This window comes from Bacteroides sp. AF20-13LB (assembly GCF_003603065.1).
Taxonomy (GTDB): domain Bacteria; phylum Bacteroidota; class Bacteroidia; order Bacteroidales; family Bacteroidaceae; genus Bacteroides; species Bacteroides uniformis.
Genome location: NZ_QTMH01000004.1, coordinates 249,122 through 267,761, shown reverse-complemented (window position 1 = coordinate 267,761; position 18,640 = coordinate 249,122). Strand labels below are relative to the sequence as shown.

Below are 18,640 nucleotides of genomic sequence, written 5' to 3'. Positions count from 1 at the left end.
ACTTGTACTTTCAATCTTTTAATTCCAATAATACTACGTTTTCCACATGGTGGGTGTGCGGGAACATGTCTACCGGTTGAACGGCCTTCACTTTATATTTCGCATCGAGCAGTTGCAGGTCGCGCGCCTGCGTAGCCGGATTACAGCTGACGTATACGATGCGTTTGGGCTCGGCAAACAGAATGACATCCACTACATCCTGGTGCATTCCGGCACGGGGAGGGTCGGTGATGATGACATCGGGACGGCCGTATTGGTTGATGAAGTCTTGTGTCAGCATGTCTTTCATATCTCCGGCAAAGAACAATGTGTTTTTAATTCCGTTAATCTCGGCATTGACCTTGGCGTCTTCAATGGCTTCGGGCACATATTCTATGCCGATTACCTGGCGTGCGTGCTTGGATACGAAATTGGCAATGGTACCCGTGCCGGTATAAAGGTCATAAACAAGCTCGTTACCGGTCAGTCCGGCAAAGTTGCGTGCTACTTTGTAGAGGTTGTAGGCTTGTTCGGAGTTGGTCTGATAGAAAGATTTGGGACCTACCTTGAAGCGCAGTCCCTCCATTTCCTCGAAGATGTGGTCTTTTCCCTTGAAGGTGTGTACCTCGAGGTCGGTGATGGTATCGTTGCACTTATTATTAATAATGTATAGCAGGGAAGTGATTTCGGGGAATGTATCTGCTATGTATTGCAGCATTTGCTTGAACAGAGCCATTTCCTCCTCTTTCTCTATCTTGCAGATGAGGATTACCATCAGTTCGCCGGTGGTAGAGGTACGCACAATCATATTGCGTAGCATTCCTTCATGCGTACGCAGGTTGATGAAGGAATAGTTGTGCTGGTAGGCATAGTCGCGTACCGCATTGCGGATGCGGTTGGATATATCGTCCTGCAACCAGCACTTTTCTATGGCAAGCACTTTATCGAAAGCATTGGGAATATGGAAGCCTACGGCATTCATCTGTTCGTACACTACATTCTGCTGAACCTCTTCTGTCGTCAGCCAACGTTTGTTGGAAAAAGTGTACTCCAGTTTATTCCGGTAGAACTGAGTTTTTTCTGAACCTAATATCGGAGAGATTTCCGGCAATTCGATTTTGCCGATGCGGGTGAGGTTGTCCGTTACTTGTTTTTGCTTATACTTGATTTGCTCGGAATAGGGGAGAACCTGCCATTTACAACCGCCGCATACACCATAATGTTGGCAGAATGGAACTGCCCGTACTGCCGAATATTCATGGAATTTCACAGCCTCGGCTTCAGCATAATGATGCTTTTTTCTCTTAATTTGCAGGTCAACTACATCGCCGGGGACGACATATGGTACGAAAATCACCAAATCATTGACTTTTGCGATGGCTTTTCCTTCGGCAGCCACATCCGTAATTGTCACCTTCTCCAGTAGGGGAAGTTCTTTTCTCTTTCTTGCCACTTTTACACCAATCTAATAAATTCTTCGGCAAAAATAGACATTTTTTCGGGATTTCTCTCTATGAAATGAAATATTAAAGATTGCAATGTCGAAATTGCATTTTAGCATAAAGTTTTTTCTGAAAAAGTTTTCTAGTCTGCGAAATATACTTAGATTTGCGAGCAGAAAAGAGAAATCACTATCAAAAACTTTAAATTTATATTATGGACAAAAAAAGAGTTTATACCTTTGGTAACGGCCAGGCAGAAGGAAAGGCCGATATGAGAAACCTTTTGGGTGGGAAAGGTGCTAACCTTGCAGAAATGAACCTTATAGGGGTTCCGGTTCCTCCGGGCTTTACAATAACGACAGAAGTTTGTACGGAATATTATGAAATGGGGCAGGATAAAGTCGTTGCTCTGTTGAAGAATGAAGTTGAACAAGCCATTGCCCATGTGGAAACACTGATGCGTTCCAAATTCGGTGATGTGGAGAATCCGTTGCTGGTTTCCGTACGTTCGGGTGCGCGCGCTTCCATGCCGGGCATGATGGACACTATCCTGAATCTTGGCTTGAATGACGAAGTGGTGGAAGGCCTGACGCGCAAGACGGGCAATGCACGCTTTGCATGGGACTCTTACCGTCGTTTCGTGCAGATGTATGGCGACGTGGTGCTGGGCATGAAACCGGTGAACAAGGAAGATGTAGACCCGTTCGAGGCTATTATAGAAGAGGTGAAACATGCTAAAGGCGTAAAGCTGGATAACGAGCTTGAGGTGGAAGACCTTAAGGAACTCGTGAAGAAGTTCAAGGCTGCGGTGAAAGAACAAACCGGAAAAGACTTCCCGACTTGTGCCTACGAGCAGTTGTGGGGTGCCGTTTGTGCCGTATTCAACTCCTGGATGAACGAACGTGCTATTTTGTATCGTAAGATGGAGGGAATTCCTGACGAATGGGGTACTGCCGTAAGCGTTCAGGCTATGGTATTCGGTAATATGGGCGAGAGCTCTGCTACGGGTGTTTGCTTCAGCCGCGATGCTGCTACCGGTGAGGACCTTTTCAATGGCGAGTATTTGATTAATGCACAAGGTGAAGACGTGGTTGCCGGTATCCGTACTCCGCAACAGATTACAAAAATCGGTTCTCAACGTTGGGCTGAATTAGCCGGTGTAAGCGAAGAAGAACGTGTCAGCAAATATCCTTCCATGGAGGAGGCTATGCCGGAAATCTATAAGGAACTGGATGCTTTGCAGACAAAACTCGAAAATCACTACCGTGATATGCAGGATATGGAGTTTACAGTACAAGAGGGTAAACTCTGGTTCCTCCAGACCCGTAACGGTAAGCGTACCGGAGCCGCTATGGTGAAGATTGCCATGGACTTGCTCCATCAAGGTATGATTGACGAAAAGACTGCATTGATGCGTTGTGAGCCCAATAAGTTGGACGAACTGCTCCACCCGGTATTTGACAAGACAGCGCTGAAGCAAGCCAAGGTATTGACCCGTGGTCTTCCCGCTTCTCCGGGTGCCGCTACGGGACAAATCGTATTCTTTGCCGATGATGCTGCCGAATGGCATGCTGCCGGCAAGCGTGTGGTGATGGTACGTATCGAGACTTCTCCGGAAGATTTGGCAGGTATGGCAGTTGCCGAAGGTATCCTGACTGCCCGCGGTGGTATGACTTCGCATGCGGCAGTGGTTGCCCGTGGTATGGGTAAGTGCTGTGTGTCCGGTGCAGGTGCCTTGAACATCGACTACAAGGCGCGTACAGTGGAAGTGGATGGTGTACTGTTGAAAGAAGGTGACTATATCTCCTTGAACGGAAGCACCGGTGAAGTATATAAAGACAAGGTGGAGACAAAAGCGGCTGAGCTGTCCGGTGACTTTGCGGAACTGATGGATTTGGCTGATAAATATACGAGACTACAAGTTCGTACCAATGCGGATACTCCTCATGATGCCGCAGTAGCACGTAATTTTGGTGCGGTGGGTATCGGTCTTTGCCGTACGGAACACATGTTCTTTGAAGGCGAGAAGATTAAAGCCATGCGCGAGATGATTCTGGCAGAAAACGCCGAAGGACGTCGCAAGGCTCTGGCTAAGATTCTTCCTTACCAGCAAGCTGACTTCAAGGGTATCTTCAAAGCAATGGCCGGTTGTCCGGTGACTGTACGTCTGCTCGACCCTCCTTTGCATGAGTTTGTTCCCCATGACCTGAAGGGACAGCAGGAAATGGCAGATACGATGGGCGTAAGCCTCCAGTATATCCAGCAACGTGTTGAGGCACTTTGTGAGCATAATCCGATGTTGGGTCATCGTGGTTGCCGTTTGGGAAATACATATCCTGAAATTACGCAGATGCAGACGCGTGCTATCCTGGGCGCTGCTTTGGAATTGAAGAAGGAAGGCGTTGAAACCCATCCTGAAATCATGGTGCCTCTGACCGGTATCTTGTATGAGTTCAAGCAGCAGGAAGAAGTGATTCGTGCTGAGGCTGCCCAGTTGTTTGAAGAAGTGGGTGACAGCATCGACTTCAAGGTAGGTACAATGATTGAGATTCCGCGTGCCGCCTTGACTGCCGACCGCATTGCTTCCTCTGCCGAGTTCTTCTCATTCGGTACGAACGACTTGACTCAGATGACATTTGGTTATTCACGCGACGATATCGCTTCCTTCCTCCCGATTTATCTGGAGAAGAAGATTCTGAAAGTAGACCCGTTCCAGGTACTCGACCAGAATGGTGTAGGACAGTTGGTGCGCATGGCTACTGAAAAGGGACGTGCTATCCGTCCGGATTTGAAGTGCGGTATCTGCGGCGAACATGGCGGTGAGCCTTCTTCTGTGAAGTTCTGCCACAAAGTTGGCTTGAATTATGTCAGCTGTTCTCCGTTCCGTGTGCCTATTGCACGTCTGGCTGCGGCGCAGGCTGCCATTGAAGGCTGATATCAATAATACTGAATAATGACATTTATGGGCTGCATGCTTTACTTGGTAATGGCATGCGGCCCATTTTGTTGGAAAAAACTGTAGTTTCTATTAATTTATTTGTGTTTTCTTTAGTATATTTGCTTCCTATAATTTTATAGTTTCCAATAAGCAAGCAATAAACGATGATATTAACAATTACGGCAGCATATGATGTCTGGACCAGCGACCTCTATCAGAAGAATGAAGCACTAATATACAGTTTTGGAATGATTGTCATTCTGCTCTTGGTCATCATGATAATCATTTCCATCAGCAAGAGCAAAAGGTTGAAGACGTTGCAGCGCATCAATGAGGTTGCCGAAGAATCCAATCAGCTGAAGAATGCTTTCATAGCTAATATGACTCACGAAATACGTACTCCTTTGAATGCTATTGTAGGCTTTACAACCATGCTTGCCGAAATGGATAATCTGGACAGAGAAACCCGTATGGCTTTCCTGAAAGAGATTAATGATAACAAGGACTCGCTGCTGCAACTGGTCAATGACTTGCTGGACTATTCGAAGATTGAGGCAAATACCCTGGAATATAACGATGGAGAAGTGGATGTAAACGCGCTGATTGATGAAGTCTGCACGACGGAGAATATGCGCTCGCATCCCACGGGCATTCAGGTGGAGTTTGTAGAACGGTTGCCTCAATGCCGTTTGGTGGTAGACCGTGTGCGTTTTGCCCAAGTCATAGGTAACTTGGTGAGGAATGCCTTGAAGTTTACGGAAATGGGCAGTGTGAAAATCGGTTGCAGGAGATTGAGCAACCATAACTTCTATTTTTATGTGGCAGATACAGGCTGTGGTATCGATGAAGTGGGAAGACATGCCATCTTTGAACGGTTTGTGAAGATGAACTACAATATCAAAGGTACGGGGTTGGGGCTTTCCATCACCAAATCTATTGTGGAGCACTATGGGGGAGGTATCGGTGTGGAGTCTAAGAAAGGGGAAGGCTCCACCTTCTATTTCACGTTGCCTGCCGGTATTGAATACAAAGAGTACGGTAAATTTTGATTTGCCAGTCCAAGGCAAGGCTCAATCAGCCATTTTTTTTAACTTCTTGAAGTGGCAGATTACTTCCAGATAATCGCGGTCGGTGCAGGCATTGAATTTATTCCATAAATCACCCATTACAACGGCACCACCGAATCCGTAATCCTTAATCTCCAGTATGTTGTCGGGAGTAATGCCTCCCAAAGCCATGACTCTACTGTCTATGACCTTACTTTTTCCTGCTTGCCGCAACTCTTCGGCTGTGAAGCCGGACGTGACTCCGGACTTTGTGATGCAATTATATATCGGGCTTAGGAACAGATAGTCATAGAAATGCTTCTTGTTCTGCACTTCGTCCAGTGAATGGCAGGTGCAACTGATGTGGCCCGAATAGTCGTGGGGCTCTTTGGGATTGCGGGTGTTTAGATGAATCCCCATCAGGCTGAACTCTTCCTGCAGGTAGAAGTGCTCATGGGTAATGATGCGCTTATGGTATTTTTCGGGTATCAGCGTTAAAAGCCGTTCTGAATACATGGCGGGAGTTTCCGGCTTCCTCAGATGTAGAATATCCAGCCCCTCTTCGAATAGTGCCGTGATAATCTTGTCTTCTTCCACAAAAAATGTGGGTGCTGTTACTACGATGAGTTTCATTTCTTTTGTTTAACTTTTAAGTTTAGCAAAGTTAATGAATACTTATGGTAGAAGCCAAAGAATTTCTTTAAAATATGTTAGATGGCTATTTTAAACAAGAAAACGCATTCTTGAACCTTAGTTGCTCAAGAATGCGTCATTAACATGTTTAGTGGGACCTTGTTGCTTATTTCAGTCTTTTACCTACTACATCCCAGTCGATGATGCTCCACAGTTCGTTCACATGGTCGGCACGGCGGTTCTGGTAATCAAGATAGTAGGCATGTTCCCACACGTCGAATCCGAGTAGCGGAACAAGACCGGCGCGTACCGGATTGCTACCGTTGGCTTCTTTGGTGATGTGGAGTTTGCCGTTCTTGTCGGCAGACAACCAAGCCCATCCGGAGCCGAACAAGCCGACAGCTGCCGCGTTGAATTCCTTCTTGAAATTCTCAAAGCTGCCGAAGTCGCGTTTGATGGCTTCTGCCAGCTTGCCGGTAGGCTCGCTGTGGGCAGGCTTCGGAGCAAACTGTAAGAAGTATAATGTGTGGTTCAACACTTGTCCTGCATTGTTGAAGATGGCACCGTCCGGTGCTGTGGCAACAATGGTTACCAGGTCTTTGCCTTCAAATTCCGTTCCCGGAACGAGGTTGTTGAGGTTGTTCACGTAGGTTTGCAGATGTTTACCGTAGTGGTAATCTATGGTTTGCTGACTGATTACAGGTTCCAGTGCATTGTTGGTGTAGGGAAGTTTTGGCATTTCGTAAGTCATAACTGTTATCATTAAAATCGTTAATATTGTATTCATAAGTTTCAATTATTTAATTTTGGAACTTTACTATATAAACACTATAACCTATAGAAATGTTCGTACGTCTCCGAAGCTTTTTTTATCTTTGCCTCCGTAAAAACAAAGGAAGAAAAAATATCATCATTTTAAGATTATACGGATATGCCCGATTATATAGAGGAACTGAACGAAGGACAACGGAACGCGGTGTTATACAATGACGGTCCGTCACTGGTGATAGCCGGTGCCGGTTCGGGAAAGACGCGCGTGCTGACCTACAAGATTGCTTATCTGCTGGAGAATGGCTACCAGCCTTGGAACATTCTGGCATTGACCTTTACCAACAAGGCGGCGCGCGAAATGAAGGAGCGTATAGCCCGTCAGGTAGGGCCGGAGAGGGCGCGCCATCTGTGGATGGGAACCTTTCACTCCATGTTCCTGCGCATTCTGCATGTCGAGGCCGGGCATATCGGCTTCACTTCGCAGTTTACCATTTACGATACGGCAGACAGTAAAAGCTTGATACGTTCCATTATCAAGGAAATGGGGCTGGATGAGAAAGTGTACAAGCCGGGGATGGTGCAGGCGCGTATCTCGAATGCCAAGAATCATCTGGTTTCTCCGGCAGGCTATGCCAACAACAAGGAGGCTTACGAAGGAGACCGTGCAGCCAAGGTTCCGGCGCTTCGCGACATCTACCAGAGATATTGGGAGCGTTGCCGGCAGGCAGATGCGATGGACTTCGACGATTTGCTGTTCTACACATTCCTGCTGTTCCGGGACCACCCCGAGGTGTTGGCGCGTTATCAGGAGCAGTTCCGTTACATTCTGGTGGATGAGTATCAGGATACCAATTTTGCACAGCACAGCATCGTGCTGCAACTTGCCAAGAACCATCAGCATGTCTGTGTGGTGGGGGATGATGCACAGAGTATCTACTCCTTCCGTGGTGCCGATATTGACAATATTCTCTACTTTACGAAAGTATATCCCGATACGAAGGTCTTCAAGCTGGAGCAGAATTACCGTTCCACCCAGACCATTGTCCGCGCGGCCAACAGCCTGATAGAAAAGAACCAGTGGCAGATACGCAAGGAAGTGTTCTCGGAAAAGGAGAAGGGAGAGGCCATTGGTGTGTACCAGGCATACAGTGATGTGGAAGAAGGGGATATTGTGGTGAATAAGATAGCTGAACTGCGGCGTGAAAAGCGCTATGCCTACTCTGATTTTGCGATACTCTACCGTACCAATGCGCAGAGCCGTATCTTTGAGGAAGCCATGCGCAAACGCAGTATGCCTTACCGTATTTACGGAGGCTTGTCGTTCTATCAACGCAAGGAAATCAAAGATGTTATTGCTTACTTCCGTCTGATAGTGAATCCCAATGATGAAGAGGCTTTCAAACGTATTATCAATTATCCTGCACGGGGTATCGGAGATACGACAGTGGGAAAAATCATTGCTGCCGCCACCGGGCACAATGTAAGTTTGTGGACCGTGCTTTGTGAGCCGTTGGCGTATGGCTTGAACTTCAATAAAGGTACGGTGGGAAAGTTGCAGGCATTCCGCGAACTTATATCCGCCTTTATCACAGATGCTGCGGAGAAGAATGCCTACGAGATCGGTGCCGACATTATTCGCCAATCGGGCATCATCAATGATGTGTGTCAGGACAACTCTCCCGAGAATCTGAGCCGTAAGGAGAATATAGAGGAGCTGGTGAACGGTATGAGTGATTTTTGTGCCCAACGGCAGGAGGAAGGAAACCCGAACGTGTTGTTGGGTGACTTCCTTTCGGAAATTTCCCTTCTTACCGACCAGGATTCGGATAAGGATGGGGACGATGAGAAGATAACCCTGATGACTGTACATTCGGCCAAGGGATTGGAGTTCAAGAATGTGTTTGTAGTGGGGATGGAGGAGAATCTTTTTCCCAGCGGCATGGTGGGTGACTCTCCCCGGGCATTGGAGGAAGAACGGCGGCTGTTCTATGTAGCCATCACACGTGCCGAAGAACACTGTTTCCTATCGTATGCAAAGACGCGTTTCCGATATGGCAAGATGGAGTTTGGCAGTCCCAGCCGTTTCCTGAAGGATATAGATATACGTTTCCTGCGTCTGCCTCAGGATGCGGGAATGTTCCGCAGGGTAGAGGAGGAAGCCGCCGCTTTCCGCAGGGAGAACGCCAGAGGTTTTGCGCCTGATAGGGAAGATGCTCCGTATGGAGGAAAAGAGCGTGTGTCTGTACGACCGAAACAGCAGATTATTGCGCCGACCGTTCCACGTAATCTGAAACGGGTGGCGCCTTCTGCAAATACGGCAAGTACATCGCCTTCTGCCGGCGGGTCTGCCAATCGTGTACAGCAGGGACAACTGATAGAGCACGAACGTTTCGGCCTGGGTGAAGTTTTGAAAGTGGAGGGCGAAGGAGACAATGCGAAAGCCACCATCCGCTTCAAGAATGCGGGAGACAAACAACTTTTGCTGCGCTTCGCGCGTTTTAAAGTGCTGTCATAGGATAGTCGCATCTTTTGTCTCACACAGAAACGGGATATTTGTAAGAGGATGATGGCATAAGTGTAGGACCGTGGTATCTTAAAAAAAGACAGTTAGAACGATACATACGGACAATTTAGAATAGTAAATATAGATAGAAGAATGACAAATAAAGACTTTTCCCTTTTCCCTTCTCCCTGCTATATTATGGAAGAAGGATTGCTGAGAAAGAACCTCGCACTGATAAAAAGTGTGGCCGACCGCGCAGGTGTGGAGATAATCCTCGCTTTCAAATCATTTGCCATGTGGCGTTCCTTTCCCATTTTCAGGGAGTATATAGACCACTCTACGGCAAGTTCCGTCTACGAAGCCCGTCTGGCATTGGAGGAGTTCGGAAGTAAGGCGCATACGTACTCACCGGCCTATACCGAGGCCGATTTTCCGGAGATAATGCGGTGCAGCAGTCATATCACTTTCAATTCGCTTTCGCAGTTCCACCGCTTTTATCCGGTAGTGGTGGCGGAGGGAAGCGGCATTTCCTGCGGTATCCGCATCAATCCCGAATACTCTGAGGTGGAAACGGAGCTTTATAATCCCTGCGCACCCGGTACCCGCTTCGGTGTAATGGCCGACCAGCTTCCCGAAGAACTTCCGGCGGGTATTGAAGGTTTTCACTGTCATTGTCATTGCGAGTCTTCTTCCTACGAACTGGAACACACATTGGAGCACTTGGAAGGAAAATTCTCCCGCTGGTTCTCACAGATTAAGTGGTTGAATTTAGGAGGCGGGCATCTGATGACGCGTAAGGATTATGATGTAGAGCATCTTGTCCGTCTGTTGCAAGGCTTGAAGGGGCGCTATTCGCATCTTCAAATCATTCTTGAGCCCGGTTCCGCTTTCACTTGGCAGACCGGTGTGCTGAGCTCGGAGATAGTGGACATCGTGGAAAACCGCGGCATTCGTACTGCCATTCTCAACGTTAGCTTTACGTGCCACATGCCGGATTGCCTGGAGATGCCCTATCAGCCTGCAGTGCGTGGAGCGGAGATGGGTGATGCGGGTCCTTATGTCTATCGTCTTGGAGGAAACTCCTGCCTAAGCGGCGACTATATGGGACTGTGGAGTTTCGACCATGAGCTGCAGATAGGGGAGAGAATCATCTTTGAGGACATGATACATTACACCACTGTAAAGACGAATATGTTCAATGGAATTCACCATCCGGCCATTGCAATGTGGACAAAAGAAGGAAAAGCTGAAGTTTTCAAGCAATTTTCTTATGAAGATTATCGTGGGCGAATGAGTTGATAATCAAAAGTCTGCTTGTATGCCTGGCGAAAATGTACACTTTTCTGTGTGAAAAAAGTCTGCGGAATGTTTGCAGGTTTAAGGAAAATATCTACCTTTGCATCCGCAATCGCGGAAATAGCTCAGTTGGTAGAGCATAACCTTGCCAAGGTTAGGGTCGCGAGTTCGAGTCTCGTTTTCCGCTCAACGCAGTTTAGATTGCAATTACCTATGCCCAGGTGGCGGAATTGGTAGACGCGCACGTTTCAGGTGCGTGTGTCGAGAGGCATGCAGGTTCGAGTCCTGTTCTGGGCACAAAGGTAAAGCAGTCGGTTCTTTGAATTGTTGAAAGTAAGTTGGAGAGGTGGCGGAATTGGTAGACGCGCTACTTTGAGGGGGTAGTGACAATTATGTCGTGGGAGTTCGAGTCTCCTTCTCTTCACGCTTTTATACATTGCGGAAATAGCTCAGTTGGTAGAGCATAACCTTGCCAAGGTTAGGGTCGCGAGTTCGAGTCTCGTTTTCCGCTCTTTCAGATGTATTGAAGATGACCTATGCCCAGGTGGCGGAATTGGTAGACGCGCACGTTTCAGGTGCGTGTGTCGAGAGGCATGCAGGTTCGAGTCCTGTTCTGGGCACAAAGGTAAAGCAGTCGGTTCTTTGAATTGTTGAAAGTAAGTTGGAGAGGTGGCGGAATTGGTAGACGCGCTACTTTGAGGGGGTAGTGACAATTATGTCGTGGGAGTTCGAGTCTCCTTCTCTTCACGCTTTTATACATTGCGGAAATAGCTCAGTTGGTAGAGCATAACCTTGCCAAGGTTAGGGTCGCGAGTTCGAGTCTCGTTTTCCGCTCTTTCAGATGTATTGAAGATGACTTATGCCCAGGTGGCGGAATTGGTAGACGCGCACGTTTCAGGTGCGTGTGTCGAGAGGCATGCAGGTTCGAGTCCTGTTCTGGGCACTTTACTCCTCAAAAAAGGAGAGTCATCCCATGCGGAAATAGCTCAGTTGGTAGAGCATAACCTTGCCAAGGTTAGGGTCGCGAGTTCGAGTCTCGTTTTCCGCTCTTTTCAGATAAAAAAATCCCGCAAGCATTGTTCGGTGCTTGCGGGATTTTTTTGTTGTATGGAAGTTGTTGTTACAGTTTCTGTAATGAGAATCCGAGCATCATTCCGTCGTAGCTGTTGGCCAGCGAGCCGATACTCTTCAGAGTGGAGTTGCTGCTTTTGCTGGAGAGGAAGGTTATCAGTTTCAGTAGCTTGTCCGATTCGAACAGCAGGTCCATAGTTGTGGAGGTAGCGTTGACCTTGGCATTCATACCTATCAGCTTGGCGAATTTCAAGTTGACCTTTTGGGTGGATGCATCGTAGGAGTAGCTTCCCTTCATGCTCTTTTGCCCTACTTTGGCGCTGAATGTGCTGTCGGCGTTGAATGTGAATGACATTTGCCCGGCTTTGATGCCTACTTTGGCAAGCTGTTCGTCCAGTTTCTTTTCTGCGGCTGTGGCGGCAACGGCACCGCCGGCTTTCTGCAGCAGGTTGTCCGATTCGAATTCAATGGCGGAGCCGGTATACGACCAAGTGCCGGTCATATCCGCTGTTGACTTGCCGGTCACGGCATTTACCGCCTTCTCTATATTTTCTTTGTTGAACAAATCCTTGATGGATTGTGCATGACTATTGCTGGTCAGCAGTAGTGCGGCAACAAACAGTTGCCAAAAAACTAATCTTTTCATTTTACTTATTTCTATTGTTTGCTATTCAGGCTTTTGTTGATACTTTCGATATAGTCCAGCAGTTCTTTCCGTCCCATGCGGTTTTCAGAAGAGGTGATGAAGTAGGGGGGCAGCTCTTCCCATTGTTCCTTCAACTGTTCCAGGTATTCGTTGATGTGGGTGTTCAGTCTGCCGCCTTTCAGTTTGTCGGCCTTTGTGAAGACGATGGCAAAGGGTACACCGTTCTCGCCCAGCCATTCCGTAAACTCGAGGTCGATGGCTTGGGGAGCCAGCCGGCTATCTATAAGAACAAACAGACAAGTCATCTGTTCGCGTTGCAGTATATAACTTTCTATAATACGTTTGATTTGTTCCTGCCCTTTCTGTCCCCGTTTGGCGTAGCCGTATCCCGGAAGGTCTACAATGTACCAGCTCTTGTTGATGAGGAAATGGTTGATGAGCATGGTCTTTCCCGGTGTGGCAGAGGTCATGGCGAGCCCTTTTCTCCCGGTCAGCATATTGATGAGACTGGATTTTCCTACGTTGGAGCGTCCGATGAAAGCATATTCGGGAAATGTACCGGTGGGGCATTTCCGCACGTCTGTGTTACTGATGACGAATTCAGCGTTTGTAATATCCATTTTATTGCCTTTTTGGGGTTTTACGTGTGGCAAAGGTAGCACTAATTTCATAAGTTTGCACTATCTTTGCCCAGAAAGCGAAGATAGGCTGCACCTCAGCATAAAAAATGAACGAGTTCATTTTATTCTGCATTCGGTTTGCACTATCTTTGTGGCCAATAGGAGAATTTTAAGTATGAATGGACAGTTTCCCTCTACATTATTGGAGAAGGCGGTAAATGAGTTTGCCAAGTTGCCCGGAGTGGGACGCAAGACGGCTATGAGGCTGGTTCTTCACCTGCTCCGCCAGGATACGGCAGTGGTGGAAGCGTTCGGCAATGCCATCGTGACGCTGAAGCATGAAGTGAAATATTGCAAGGTATGCCATAATATATCAGATACGGAGACGTGCCGTATCTGTTCCAGTCCGCAACGGGACGCCTCTGTGGTTTGTGTGGTAGAGAACATCCGCGATGTGATGGCTGTGGAAGCCACACAACAGTTCCGTGGTTTGTATCACGTGCTGGGAGGCGTCATCTCGCCGATGGATGGCATTGGCCCCGGAGACTTGCAGATAGAAAGCCTTGTGCGGCGGGTAGCCGCCGGCGGCATCAATGAAGTGATTCTTGCGCTGAGCACGACGATGGAGGGAGATACTACTAACTTTTATATCTACCGCAAGCTGGAAAAACTGGGTGTGAAGCTCTCCGTCATAGCCCGTGGCATTTCCATCGGTGACGAATTGGAGTATACGGATGAAGTGACTCTGGGACGCAGTATTGTGAACCGTACTCCATTTTCCGGAACTGCCTGATTGTTTGGGGCCATTATCAATTATTCATTATCCACTATCAATTTACTAAATGGAAGAACAAATAAAGAAGACCGCAGCGCGTGTCCGAACAACTTTTGCCTATTTCTGGATGCTTCCCATCCTGTTCGTTCTACTTGGAGAAACCGGAGGCGGATTGGTAGGTATGTATGCTGGAGATGTACGTGCCACCTATATGGCTGAGACGGTAACCATTCTGCTGGCTGCCTCTTGCGTACCCATAGCCCTGAAACTCTTTTCATGGGTATTAATCCGGAAAATAGATGTAGTGACGCTTCCCGAAGCCCTCCGTCTCTATGCGCTGTGGAGTGGCGTGCGGCTGGCATTGCTTGCCATACCGGTGCTTGCAGGCTTTTTCACCTATTATATCATGTTGAGCAGTACGGGTGCACTGTGTGCACTGATAGGACTGACGGCTTCTCTGTTCTGCCTGCCGGGTGAGGGACGCCTGCGTAAAGAACTGCATATCAATAAAGAAGAAGAAATGTAACCGACTGGAAAATATGAATAAATCTTATTTCTGCAGTGAAAGGGTGCGTCTCCGTGCTATGGAGCCGGAAGACCTGGAAGTGATGTATGCTATGGAGAATGATTCCCAGACTTGGGATGTGACGAACTTCACCGTACCCTATTCCAGATTTGTCTTGAAACAATATATTGAGAATTCCGAATGCGATATGTTTGCCGACCGCCAGCTGCGTATGATGATTATACGTGTAGAGGATGATGCGGTGATAGGCACCATCGATATTACAGAGTTTTCTCCCATGCATGCCCGGGGAGAGGTGGGTATTGCCATACGGAAGGAGTATCAGGGCAATGGTTATGCCAAGGAAGCGCTGCGTTTGCTGTGCGACTATGTTTTCAGTTTCCTATATCTGAAACAGTTGATAGTCCATATCTCGGTGGATAATGAGGCAAGTATCTGCCTTTTTGAATCCTGCGGTTTTGTGCGTTGTGGGCTTTTGAGGGAGTGGTGGCGCGTAGGAGGGTGCTATAAGGATGTCGTACTGTTGCAACTTCTCCGCAGCACTAATTGAACGTTGGAATCTGGGGGAAGCGCGACCATATTTCATATTTTGCTCCCAGCTTGCACAATGCCTTCTTCCAGAGTGTGCCGCTGGCCGCCTCGTCCATTAGCGAACTGATGTTTTCTTTGCCTACCAGCCAGGTGTTTTCTTCAATTTCCCGGCCCAGCTGTTCGTACTCCCAGCCGGAGTATCCCAAAAAAAATCTGATTCTGCCTTTAACGGGATTTCCCTGCATGATGTAGTCTTTAATGGCTTCAAAATCACCGTTCAGGTAGAAGCCTTTGCCGATGGACAATGCTCCGGTAATGCCCTCGAGCGTGTGTAGATAGAACAACGTATCTGTGCTGAGCGGTCCTCCTTTATAGATAGGTATGTTTTCCGGGCAGTCGAAGTCTTTCAGCACATCATTCAAGAATAGGGGGAGCGGTTTGTTCAGAACCAGTCCCATTGTGCCGTCATGTGTATGGTCCACCAGTAGAATGACGGATCGCCCAAACATATGGTCACACAAAAAGGGTTCGGAAATCAAGACCTTTCCCCGGGCAGGAACCACATGGTTTGTTTCTATCTTGAATAGATCTATATTGCTATACATGCCCCTAATATACATAATATTCCACAATAAACAAAAGTTCTTCGCTGTTTTTCATTTTAAAAGTTTCTTTTCTCAGATTTTATGGCTTTTTTTATTCGGAGAAAATACTTAAGTTTGCAAGTAATTGGCAATTTAATGCAATGAAATATACTACATTATATACGTTAATTTTAGGGCTGTTTTCTATAGGATGGACGGATTGCCCGGAGGATTTTATGGAGCGTATGCAGCGTCCGGGACATTCTGAAATACAGCTTTCTAAAGTGACGATAAGTGGCCGTGTGCTGGATGAAAGCGGGTTTCCGCTGGCCGGTGCCACTATTCAAGAGAAAGAAACTGCCAATGGTGCGATAGCGGATTCGGAAGGAAAATTCACTCTGGTGGTTGCCGATAATGCAGTGCTTCGTGTTTCGTTTATCGGCTACATTTCCCAGGATATTGAGGTGGAAGGACGTTCGACCTTTCATATCACGCTAAGAGAAGATATGATAGAGCTGGATAACGTTATTGTTACCGCTTTGGGTATCGAAAAGAAAGAAAATTCTCTTTCTTACGCCACAGATTTAATAAAAAACGAGGAGTTGACGCGAGTAAAAATGCCCAACTTAATTACTTCGTTGACCGGCAAGTCGGCAGGTGTGCGTGTCAATCAGGTTTCTTCCGGTCTGGGAGCCTCAGCCAAAGTCAGTATCCGTGGAATCCGCTCGGTGGCGAGTGACAACCAACCGCTGTATGTGATAGACGGTGTTCCCATTCTGAACTCCACTTCCGAGCAAGCATACTCTGCCATAGGTGGAACGGCCAATGCCGGCAACCGTGACGGAGGAGATGGCATTTCCAATCTGAATCCTGAGGATATAGAGAGTATCAGTATCCTGAAAGGAGCTCCAGCGGCAGCTTTGTATGGTAGTCAGGCCGCCAATGGGGTGATACTGATTACTACAAAGAAGGGGCAGTCGCACGGGCAGCGCAGTGTTTCTTTCTCGACGAGCCTGATGTTCGACAATGCTTTTGCACTACCCAAGATGCAGAACCGCTATGGAGTAAGTGACGGTGTGGACAGTTGGGGAGAACGGGCAAACCTTCCCGAATATGATAATCTGAGAGACTTCTTCTCTACTGGTGTCACCTCCATAACTTCCATCTCCTTGAGTCACGGCAATGAGAAGTTGCAGAACTATTTCTCCTATGCCAATACTACGGGGCATGGCATCATTGGGAAACATAACCTTTCGAAGCACAACCTCACTTTCAGAGAGACTTCCGTTCTGTTGAATTCCCGTCTGAAGTTAGATGGCAGTATGAACTTGATGCGCCAGGTGGTGAAGAACAAGCCTACCGTGGGTGGTTTCTACATGAATCCTTTGGTGGGGCTCTACCGTTTTCCACGGGGTGAGGATATTTCTTATTATAAGGAGAACTTCGAGGTTTATGATGAGGGTAGAAACCTGAACATACAGAATTGGCATACCTCCTACGAGGATTTTGAGCAGAATCCCTACTGGATTACCAATCGCATATTGAGCAAGGAGAACCGTATGCATGTCATAGTCTCCTTATCTGCCAATCTGAAGATAAACGATTGGTTAAGCCTGCAGGCCCGTGGCAATGTAGACTATATTAACGACAAGGTGCGCCAGCAGTTCTATGCCTCTACCGCTCCGGCGTTAGCGGGAGCCAATGGGCGTTATATCGAGATGGACTATCAGGAAACCCAATATTACGGAGACGCCATACTGATGATGAAAAAGCAGTGGGATGCATTCTCTCTCAACGCGGCGCTCGGTGCCAGTATCAATGACAAGACAGTGAACTCCACCCGCTATGACTCTAAAACAGCTTCGCTGAAATATGCCAATGTGTTCAATCTGGCCAATATCATCATGAATGGTTCCGCTGGGCTGGACCAGAAGATTGATGCGCGGCGCCAATTGCAGTCCTTGTTTGCGACGGCACAACTGGGCTACAACGAGTTTGTCTATCTTGATTTGTCGGCCCGTAATGACTGGTCCTCCACGCTGGCTTATACATCTCATGAGAAAAGCGGGTTCTTCTATCCCTCCGTGGGATTTTCGCTGATATTCAATAAGCTGATGACTTTACCCCGATGGGTGTCACTGGCAAAGATAAGGGGGGCATACAGCATGGTGGGCAATGATATTCCCATGTTCATCACAAATCCTTCCTCGCATATCACGGCGGGTGGAGAGTTCCTGGCAAGTGATGCCGCGCCGTTCAAGGATATGGAACCGGAGATGACGCATTCCTTTGAGGCGGGTATAGAAGCGCGTTTTTTAAAGAACCGCATTGGTTTGAATGCCACTTTCTATAAGACGAATACCCGGAACCAGTTCTTCAAGCTTCCCACTCTGTCGGGCGATAAATATGCCTACCGTTATGTCAATGCGGGTAATATACAGAATGTGGGGTGGGAGGTTTCATTGGATGCCGTTCCTTTGCTGACAAACCATTTCAAGTGGAAAACAGAGGTAAACTTCTCCACCAACCGCAACAAGATAATTTCACTGCACGAAGCGCTGAAGGAGTTTCTTTACGGTCCTACCAGCTTCTCGTCCAGTTATGCCATGAAATTGGTGAAAGGGGGCTCTATCGGTGACATCTACGGAAAAGCTTTTGTACGTGACGATGCGGGCAATATCGTTTACGGCACGGAAGGAGACAATACCGGCATGCCTTTGGTGGAAGGTGATGGCAATACGGTGAAAGTGGGCAATGCCAATCCAAAACTGATGCTGGGCTGGAATCATATGCTGTCTTACAAGAATTTTTCTTTCTATTTTCTGGTGGATTGTCGCTTTGGAGGCGATATTTTGTCCCAGACGCAGGCGGATATGGATATGTATGGCGTTTCTGAAGTCACGGCCCGGGCCAGAGACAAAGGTTATGTAATGCTTGAAGGTAACCGGATAGATAATGTGAAAGGATTTTATAAGAATGTTGTAGGCGGACGGGCCGGGGTGACGGAATATTATATGTATGATGCCACGAACATCAGGCTGCGTGAGCTGTCCGTGGGCTACCAACTGCCTGCAGCCTGGATGGAAAAGACCAAAGTCCTCAAGCGGGCACAACTGTCCTTTTCGGGACGCAACTTGTTCTTCTTCTACAAAAAGGCGCCTTTCGACCCTGACCTGGTACTCTCTACGGGCAATGATAACCAGGGAATTGAAGTCTACGGTATGCCTACCACGCGTAGTTGGGGATTTTCTTTGAAGTGTGAATTTTAAGAGGGGGGGG

The 18,640-nt window shown here is 47.6% G+C and carries 14 protein-coding genes and 9 tRNA genes; 17 read left to right on the top strand and 6 right to left on the bottom strand.

The features are described from left to right. Nucleotides 1-10 precede the first annotated feature (10 nt). Nucleotides 11-1,432 (bottom strand): 23S rRNA (uracil(1939)-C(5))-methyltransferase RlmD, encoded by a 1,422-nt coding sequence (gene rlmD, locus DWX62_RS06180; RefSeq protein ID WP_008663284.1) that lies wholly within the window; start codon nucleotides 1,430-1,432, stop codon nucleotides 11-13. Between the two features lie 203 nt (nucleotides 1,433-1,635). On the opposite strand from rlmD, the gene ppdK reads away from it, so the two are divergent. Continuing rightward, the gene (gene ppdK / locus DWX62_RS06175) at nucleotides 1,636-4,356 is read left to right on the top strand and encodes a pyruvate, phosphate dikinase (protein ID WP_120141132.1); all 2,721 of its coding nucleotides are present in this window, start codon (nucleotides 1,636-1,638) and stop codon (nucleotides 4,354-4,356) included. Nucleotides 4,357-4,523: 167 nt separating this feature from the next. Continuing rightward, the gene (locus DWX62_RS06170; protein WP_119992770.1) at nucleotides 4,524-5,408 is read left to right on the top strand and encodes a HAMP domain-containing sensor histidine kinase; all 885 of its coding nucleotides are present in this window, start codon (nucleotides 4,524-4,526) and stop codon (nucleotides 5,406-5,408) included. Between the two features lie 21 nt (nucleotides 5,409-5,429). On the opposite strand, the gene DWX62_RS06165 is transcribed toward DWX62_RS06170, so the two are convergent. Together DWX62_RS06165 and DWX62_RS06160 are read right to left on the bottom strand one after the other, a co-directional pair. Next, nucleotides 5,430-6,038: a thiamine phosphate synthase gene (locus DWX62_RS06165; protein WP_117681537.1), complete on the bottom strand. Its 609-nt coding sequence runs from the start codon at nucleotides 6,036-6,038 to the stop codon at nucleotides 5,430-5,432. Nucleotides 6,039-6,204: 166 nt separating this feature from the next. Next, entirely contained in the window at nucleotides 6,205-6,825 is a 621-nt protein-coding gene (locus tag DWX62_RS06160) for a superoxide dismutase (protein ID WP_005828364.1), read from the bottom strand. 144 nt (nucleotides 6,826-6,969) lie between these two features. On the opposite strand from DWX62_RS06160, the gene DWX62_RS06155 reads away from it, so the two are divergent. The 11 genes from DWX62_RS06155 to DWX62_RS06100 all read left to right on the top strand — a co-directional run bounded on the left by DWX62_RS06155 (nucleotide 6,970) and on the right by DWX62_RS06100 (nucleotide 11,656). Next, nucleotides 6,970-9,324 (top strand): UvrD-helicase domain-containing protein, encoded by a 2,355-nt coding sequence (locus tag DWX62_RS06155; protein ID WP_120172646.1) that lies wholly within the window; start codon nucleotides 6,970-6,972, stop codon nucleotides 9,322-9,324. A 141-nt stretch (nucleotides 9,325-9,465) separates the two neighbouring features. Next, nucleotides 9,466-10,611, top strand: coding sequence for a carboxynorspermidine decarboxylase (gene nspC, locus DWX62_RS06150; protein WP_117681539.1), 1,146 nt, complete (start codon nucleotides 9,466-9,468; stop codon nucleotides 10,609-10,611). A 111-nt stretch (nucleotides 10,612-10,722) separates the two neighbouring features. Further along, a tRNA-Gly gene (locus tag DWX62_RS06140) sits at nucleotides 10,723-10,795 on the top strand. A 28-nt stretch (nucleotides 10,796-10,823) separates the two neighbouring features. Beyond that, a tRNA-Leu gene (locus DWX62_RS06135) sits at nucleotides 10,824-10,905 on the top strand. A 43-nt stretch (nucleotides 10,906-10,948) separates the two neighbouring features. Continuing rightward, nucleotides 10,949-11,032, top strand: a tRNA-Leu gene (locus DWX62_RS06130). Nucleotides 11,033-11,046: 14 nt separating this feature from the next. Continuing rightward, nucleotides 11,047-11,119 (top strand) — tRNA-Gly (locus DWX62_RS06125). A gap of 27 nt (nucleotides 11,120-11,146) precedes the next feature. Next, nucleotides 11,147-11,228, top strand: a tRNA-Leu gene (locus tag DWX62_RS06120). Between the two features lie 43 nt (nucleotides 11,229-11,271). After that, a tRNA-Leu gene (locus DWX62_RS06115) sits at nucleotides 11,272-11,355 on the top strand. A 14-nt stretch (nucleotides 11,356-11,369) separates the two neighbouring features. Then, nucleotides 11,370-11,442 (top strand) — tRNA-Gly (locus DWX62_RS06110). Between the two features lie 27 nt (nucleotides 11,443-11,469). Next, nucleotides 11,470-11,551: transfer RNA gene (locus DWX62_RS06105), tRNA-Leu, on the top strand. Between the two features lie 32 nt (nucleotides 11,552-11,583). After that, a tRNA-Gly gene (locus tag DWX62_RS06100) sits at nucleotides 11,584-11,656 on the top strand. A gap of 72 nt (nucleotides 11,657-11,728) precedes the next feature. Here DWX62_RS06100 and DWX62_RS06095 read toward each other — a convergent pair. Then, a complete protein-coding gene (locus DWX62_RS06095) occupies nucleotides 11,729-12,325 on the bottom strand; it encodes a DUF4923 family protein (RefSeq protein ID WP_005836520.1) in 597 nt (198 codons plus the stop codon). A gap of 11 nt (nucleotides 12,326-12,336) precedes the next feature. Further along, nucleotides 12,337-12,945: a ribosome biogenesis GTP-binding protein YihA/YsxC gene (gene yihA, locus DWX62_RS06090; RefSeq protein ID WP_005836522.1), complete on the bottom strand. Its 609-nt coding sequence runs from the start codon at nucleotides 12,943-12,945 to the stop codon at nucleotides 12,337-12,339. Nucleotides 12,946-13,120: 175 nt separating this feature from the next. Between yihA and recR the strand changes: the two genes are divergently transcribed. From recR to DWX62_RS06075, 3 genes are read left to right on the top strand one after another with little or no spacing between them, the layout of a single operon-like run. After that, a complete protein-coding gene (gene recR, locus DWX62_RS06085; RefSeq protein WP_005824669.1) occupies nucleotides 13,121-13,738 on the top strand; it encodes a recombination mediator RecR in 618 nt (205 codons plus the stop codon). 49 nt (nucleotides 13,739-13,787) lie between these two features. Next, nucleotides 13,788-14,246 carry a hypothetical protein gene (locus DWX62_RS06080; RefSeq protein WP_035448319.1) on the top strand — a complete coding sequence of 153 codons (459 nt, stop codon included), beginning with the start codon at nucleotides 13,788-13,790 and terminating at the stop codon, nucleotides 14,244-14,246. Nucleotides 14,247-14,259: 13 nt separating this feature from the next. Then, entirely contained in the window at nucleotides 14,260-14,796 is a 537-nt protein-coding gene (locus DWX62_RS06075; RefSeq protein ID WP_005836529.1) for a GNAT family N-acetyltransferase, read from the top strand. On the opposite strand, the gene DWX62_RS06070 is transcribed toward DWX62_RS06075, so the two are convergent. Next, nucleotides 14,789-15,382, bottom strand: a complete 594-nt coding sequence (locus DWX62_RS06070; RefSeq protein ID WP_057281303.1) for a YqgE/AlgH family protein — start codon at nucleotides 15,380-15,382, stop codon at nucleotides 14,789-14,791. The genes DWX62_RS06075 and DWX62_RS06070 overlap by 8 nt on opposite strands. A 140-nt stretch (nucleotides 15,383-15,522) precedes the next feature. On the opposite strand from DWX62_RS06070, the gene DWX62_RS06065 reads away from it, so the two are divergent. Continuing rightward, nucleotides 15,523-18,630 (top strand): SusC/RagA family TonB-linked outer membrane protein, encoded by a 3,108-nt coding sequence (locus DWX62_RS06065; RefSeq protein ID WP_009036965.1) that lies wholly within the window; start codon nucleotides 15,523-15,525, stop codon nucleotides 18,628-18,630. Nucleotides 18,631-18,640: the final 10 nt, after the last annotated feature.

Bases quoted from the DNA above. Each gene is read 5' to 3' on its own strand.
- ppdK (WP_120141132.1), top strand. From the start codon at position 1,636: ATGGACAAAAAAAGAGTTTATACCTTTGGTAACGGCCAGGCAGAAGGA.
- DWX62_RS06170 (WP_119992770.1), top strand. From the start codon at position 4,524: ATGATATTAACAATTACGGCAGCATATGATGTCTGGACCAGCGACCTC.
- DWX62_RS06165 (WP_117681537.1), bottom strand. From the start codon at position 6,038: ATGAAACTCATCGTAGTAACAGCACCCACATTTTTTGTGGAAGAAGAC.
- DWX62_RS06160 (WP_005828364.1), bottom strand. From the start codon at position 6,825: ATGAATACAATATTAACGATTTTAATGATAACAGTTATGACTTACGAA.
- DWX62_RS06155 (WP_120172646.1), top strand. From the start codon at position 6,970: ATGCCCGATTATATAGAGGAACTGAACGAAGGACAACGGAACGCGGTG.
- nspC (WP_117681539.1), top strand. From the start codon at position 9,466: ATGACAAATAAAGACTTTTCCCTTTTCCCTTCTCCCTGCTATATTATG.
- DWX62_RS06095 (WP_005836520.1), bottom strand. From the start codon at position 12,325: ATGAAAAGATTAGTTTTTTGGCAACTGTTTGTTGCCGCACTACTGCTG.
- yihA (WP_005836522.1), bottom strand. From the start codon at position 12,945: ATGGATATTACAAACGCTGAATTCGTCATCAGTAACACAGACGTGCGG.
- recR (WP_005824669.1), top strand. From the start codon at position 13,121: ATGAATGGACAGTTTCCCTCTACATTATTGGAGAAGGCGGTAAATGAG.
- DWX62_RS06080 (WP_035448319.1), top strand. From the start codon at position 13,788: ATGGAAGAACAAATAAAGAAGACCGCAGCGCGTGTCCGAACAACTTTT.
- DWX62_RS06075 (WP_005836529.1), top strand. From the start codon at position 14,260: ATGAATAAATCTTATTTCTGCAGTGAAAGGGTGCGTCTCCGTGCTATG.
- DWX62_RS06070 (WP_057281303.1), bottom strand. From the start codon at position 15,382: ATGTATAGCAATATAGATCTATTCAAGATAGAAACAAACCATGTGGTT.
- DWX62_RS06065 (WP_009036965.1), top strand. From the start codon at position 15,523: ATGAAATATACTACATTATATACGTTAATTTTAGGGCTGTTTTCTATA.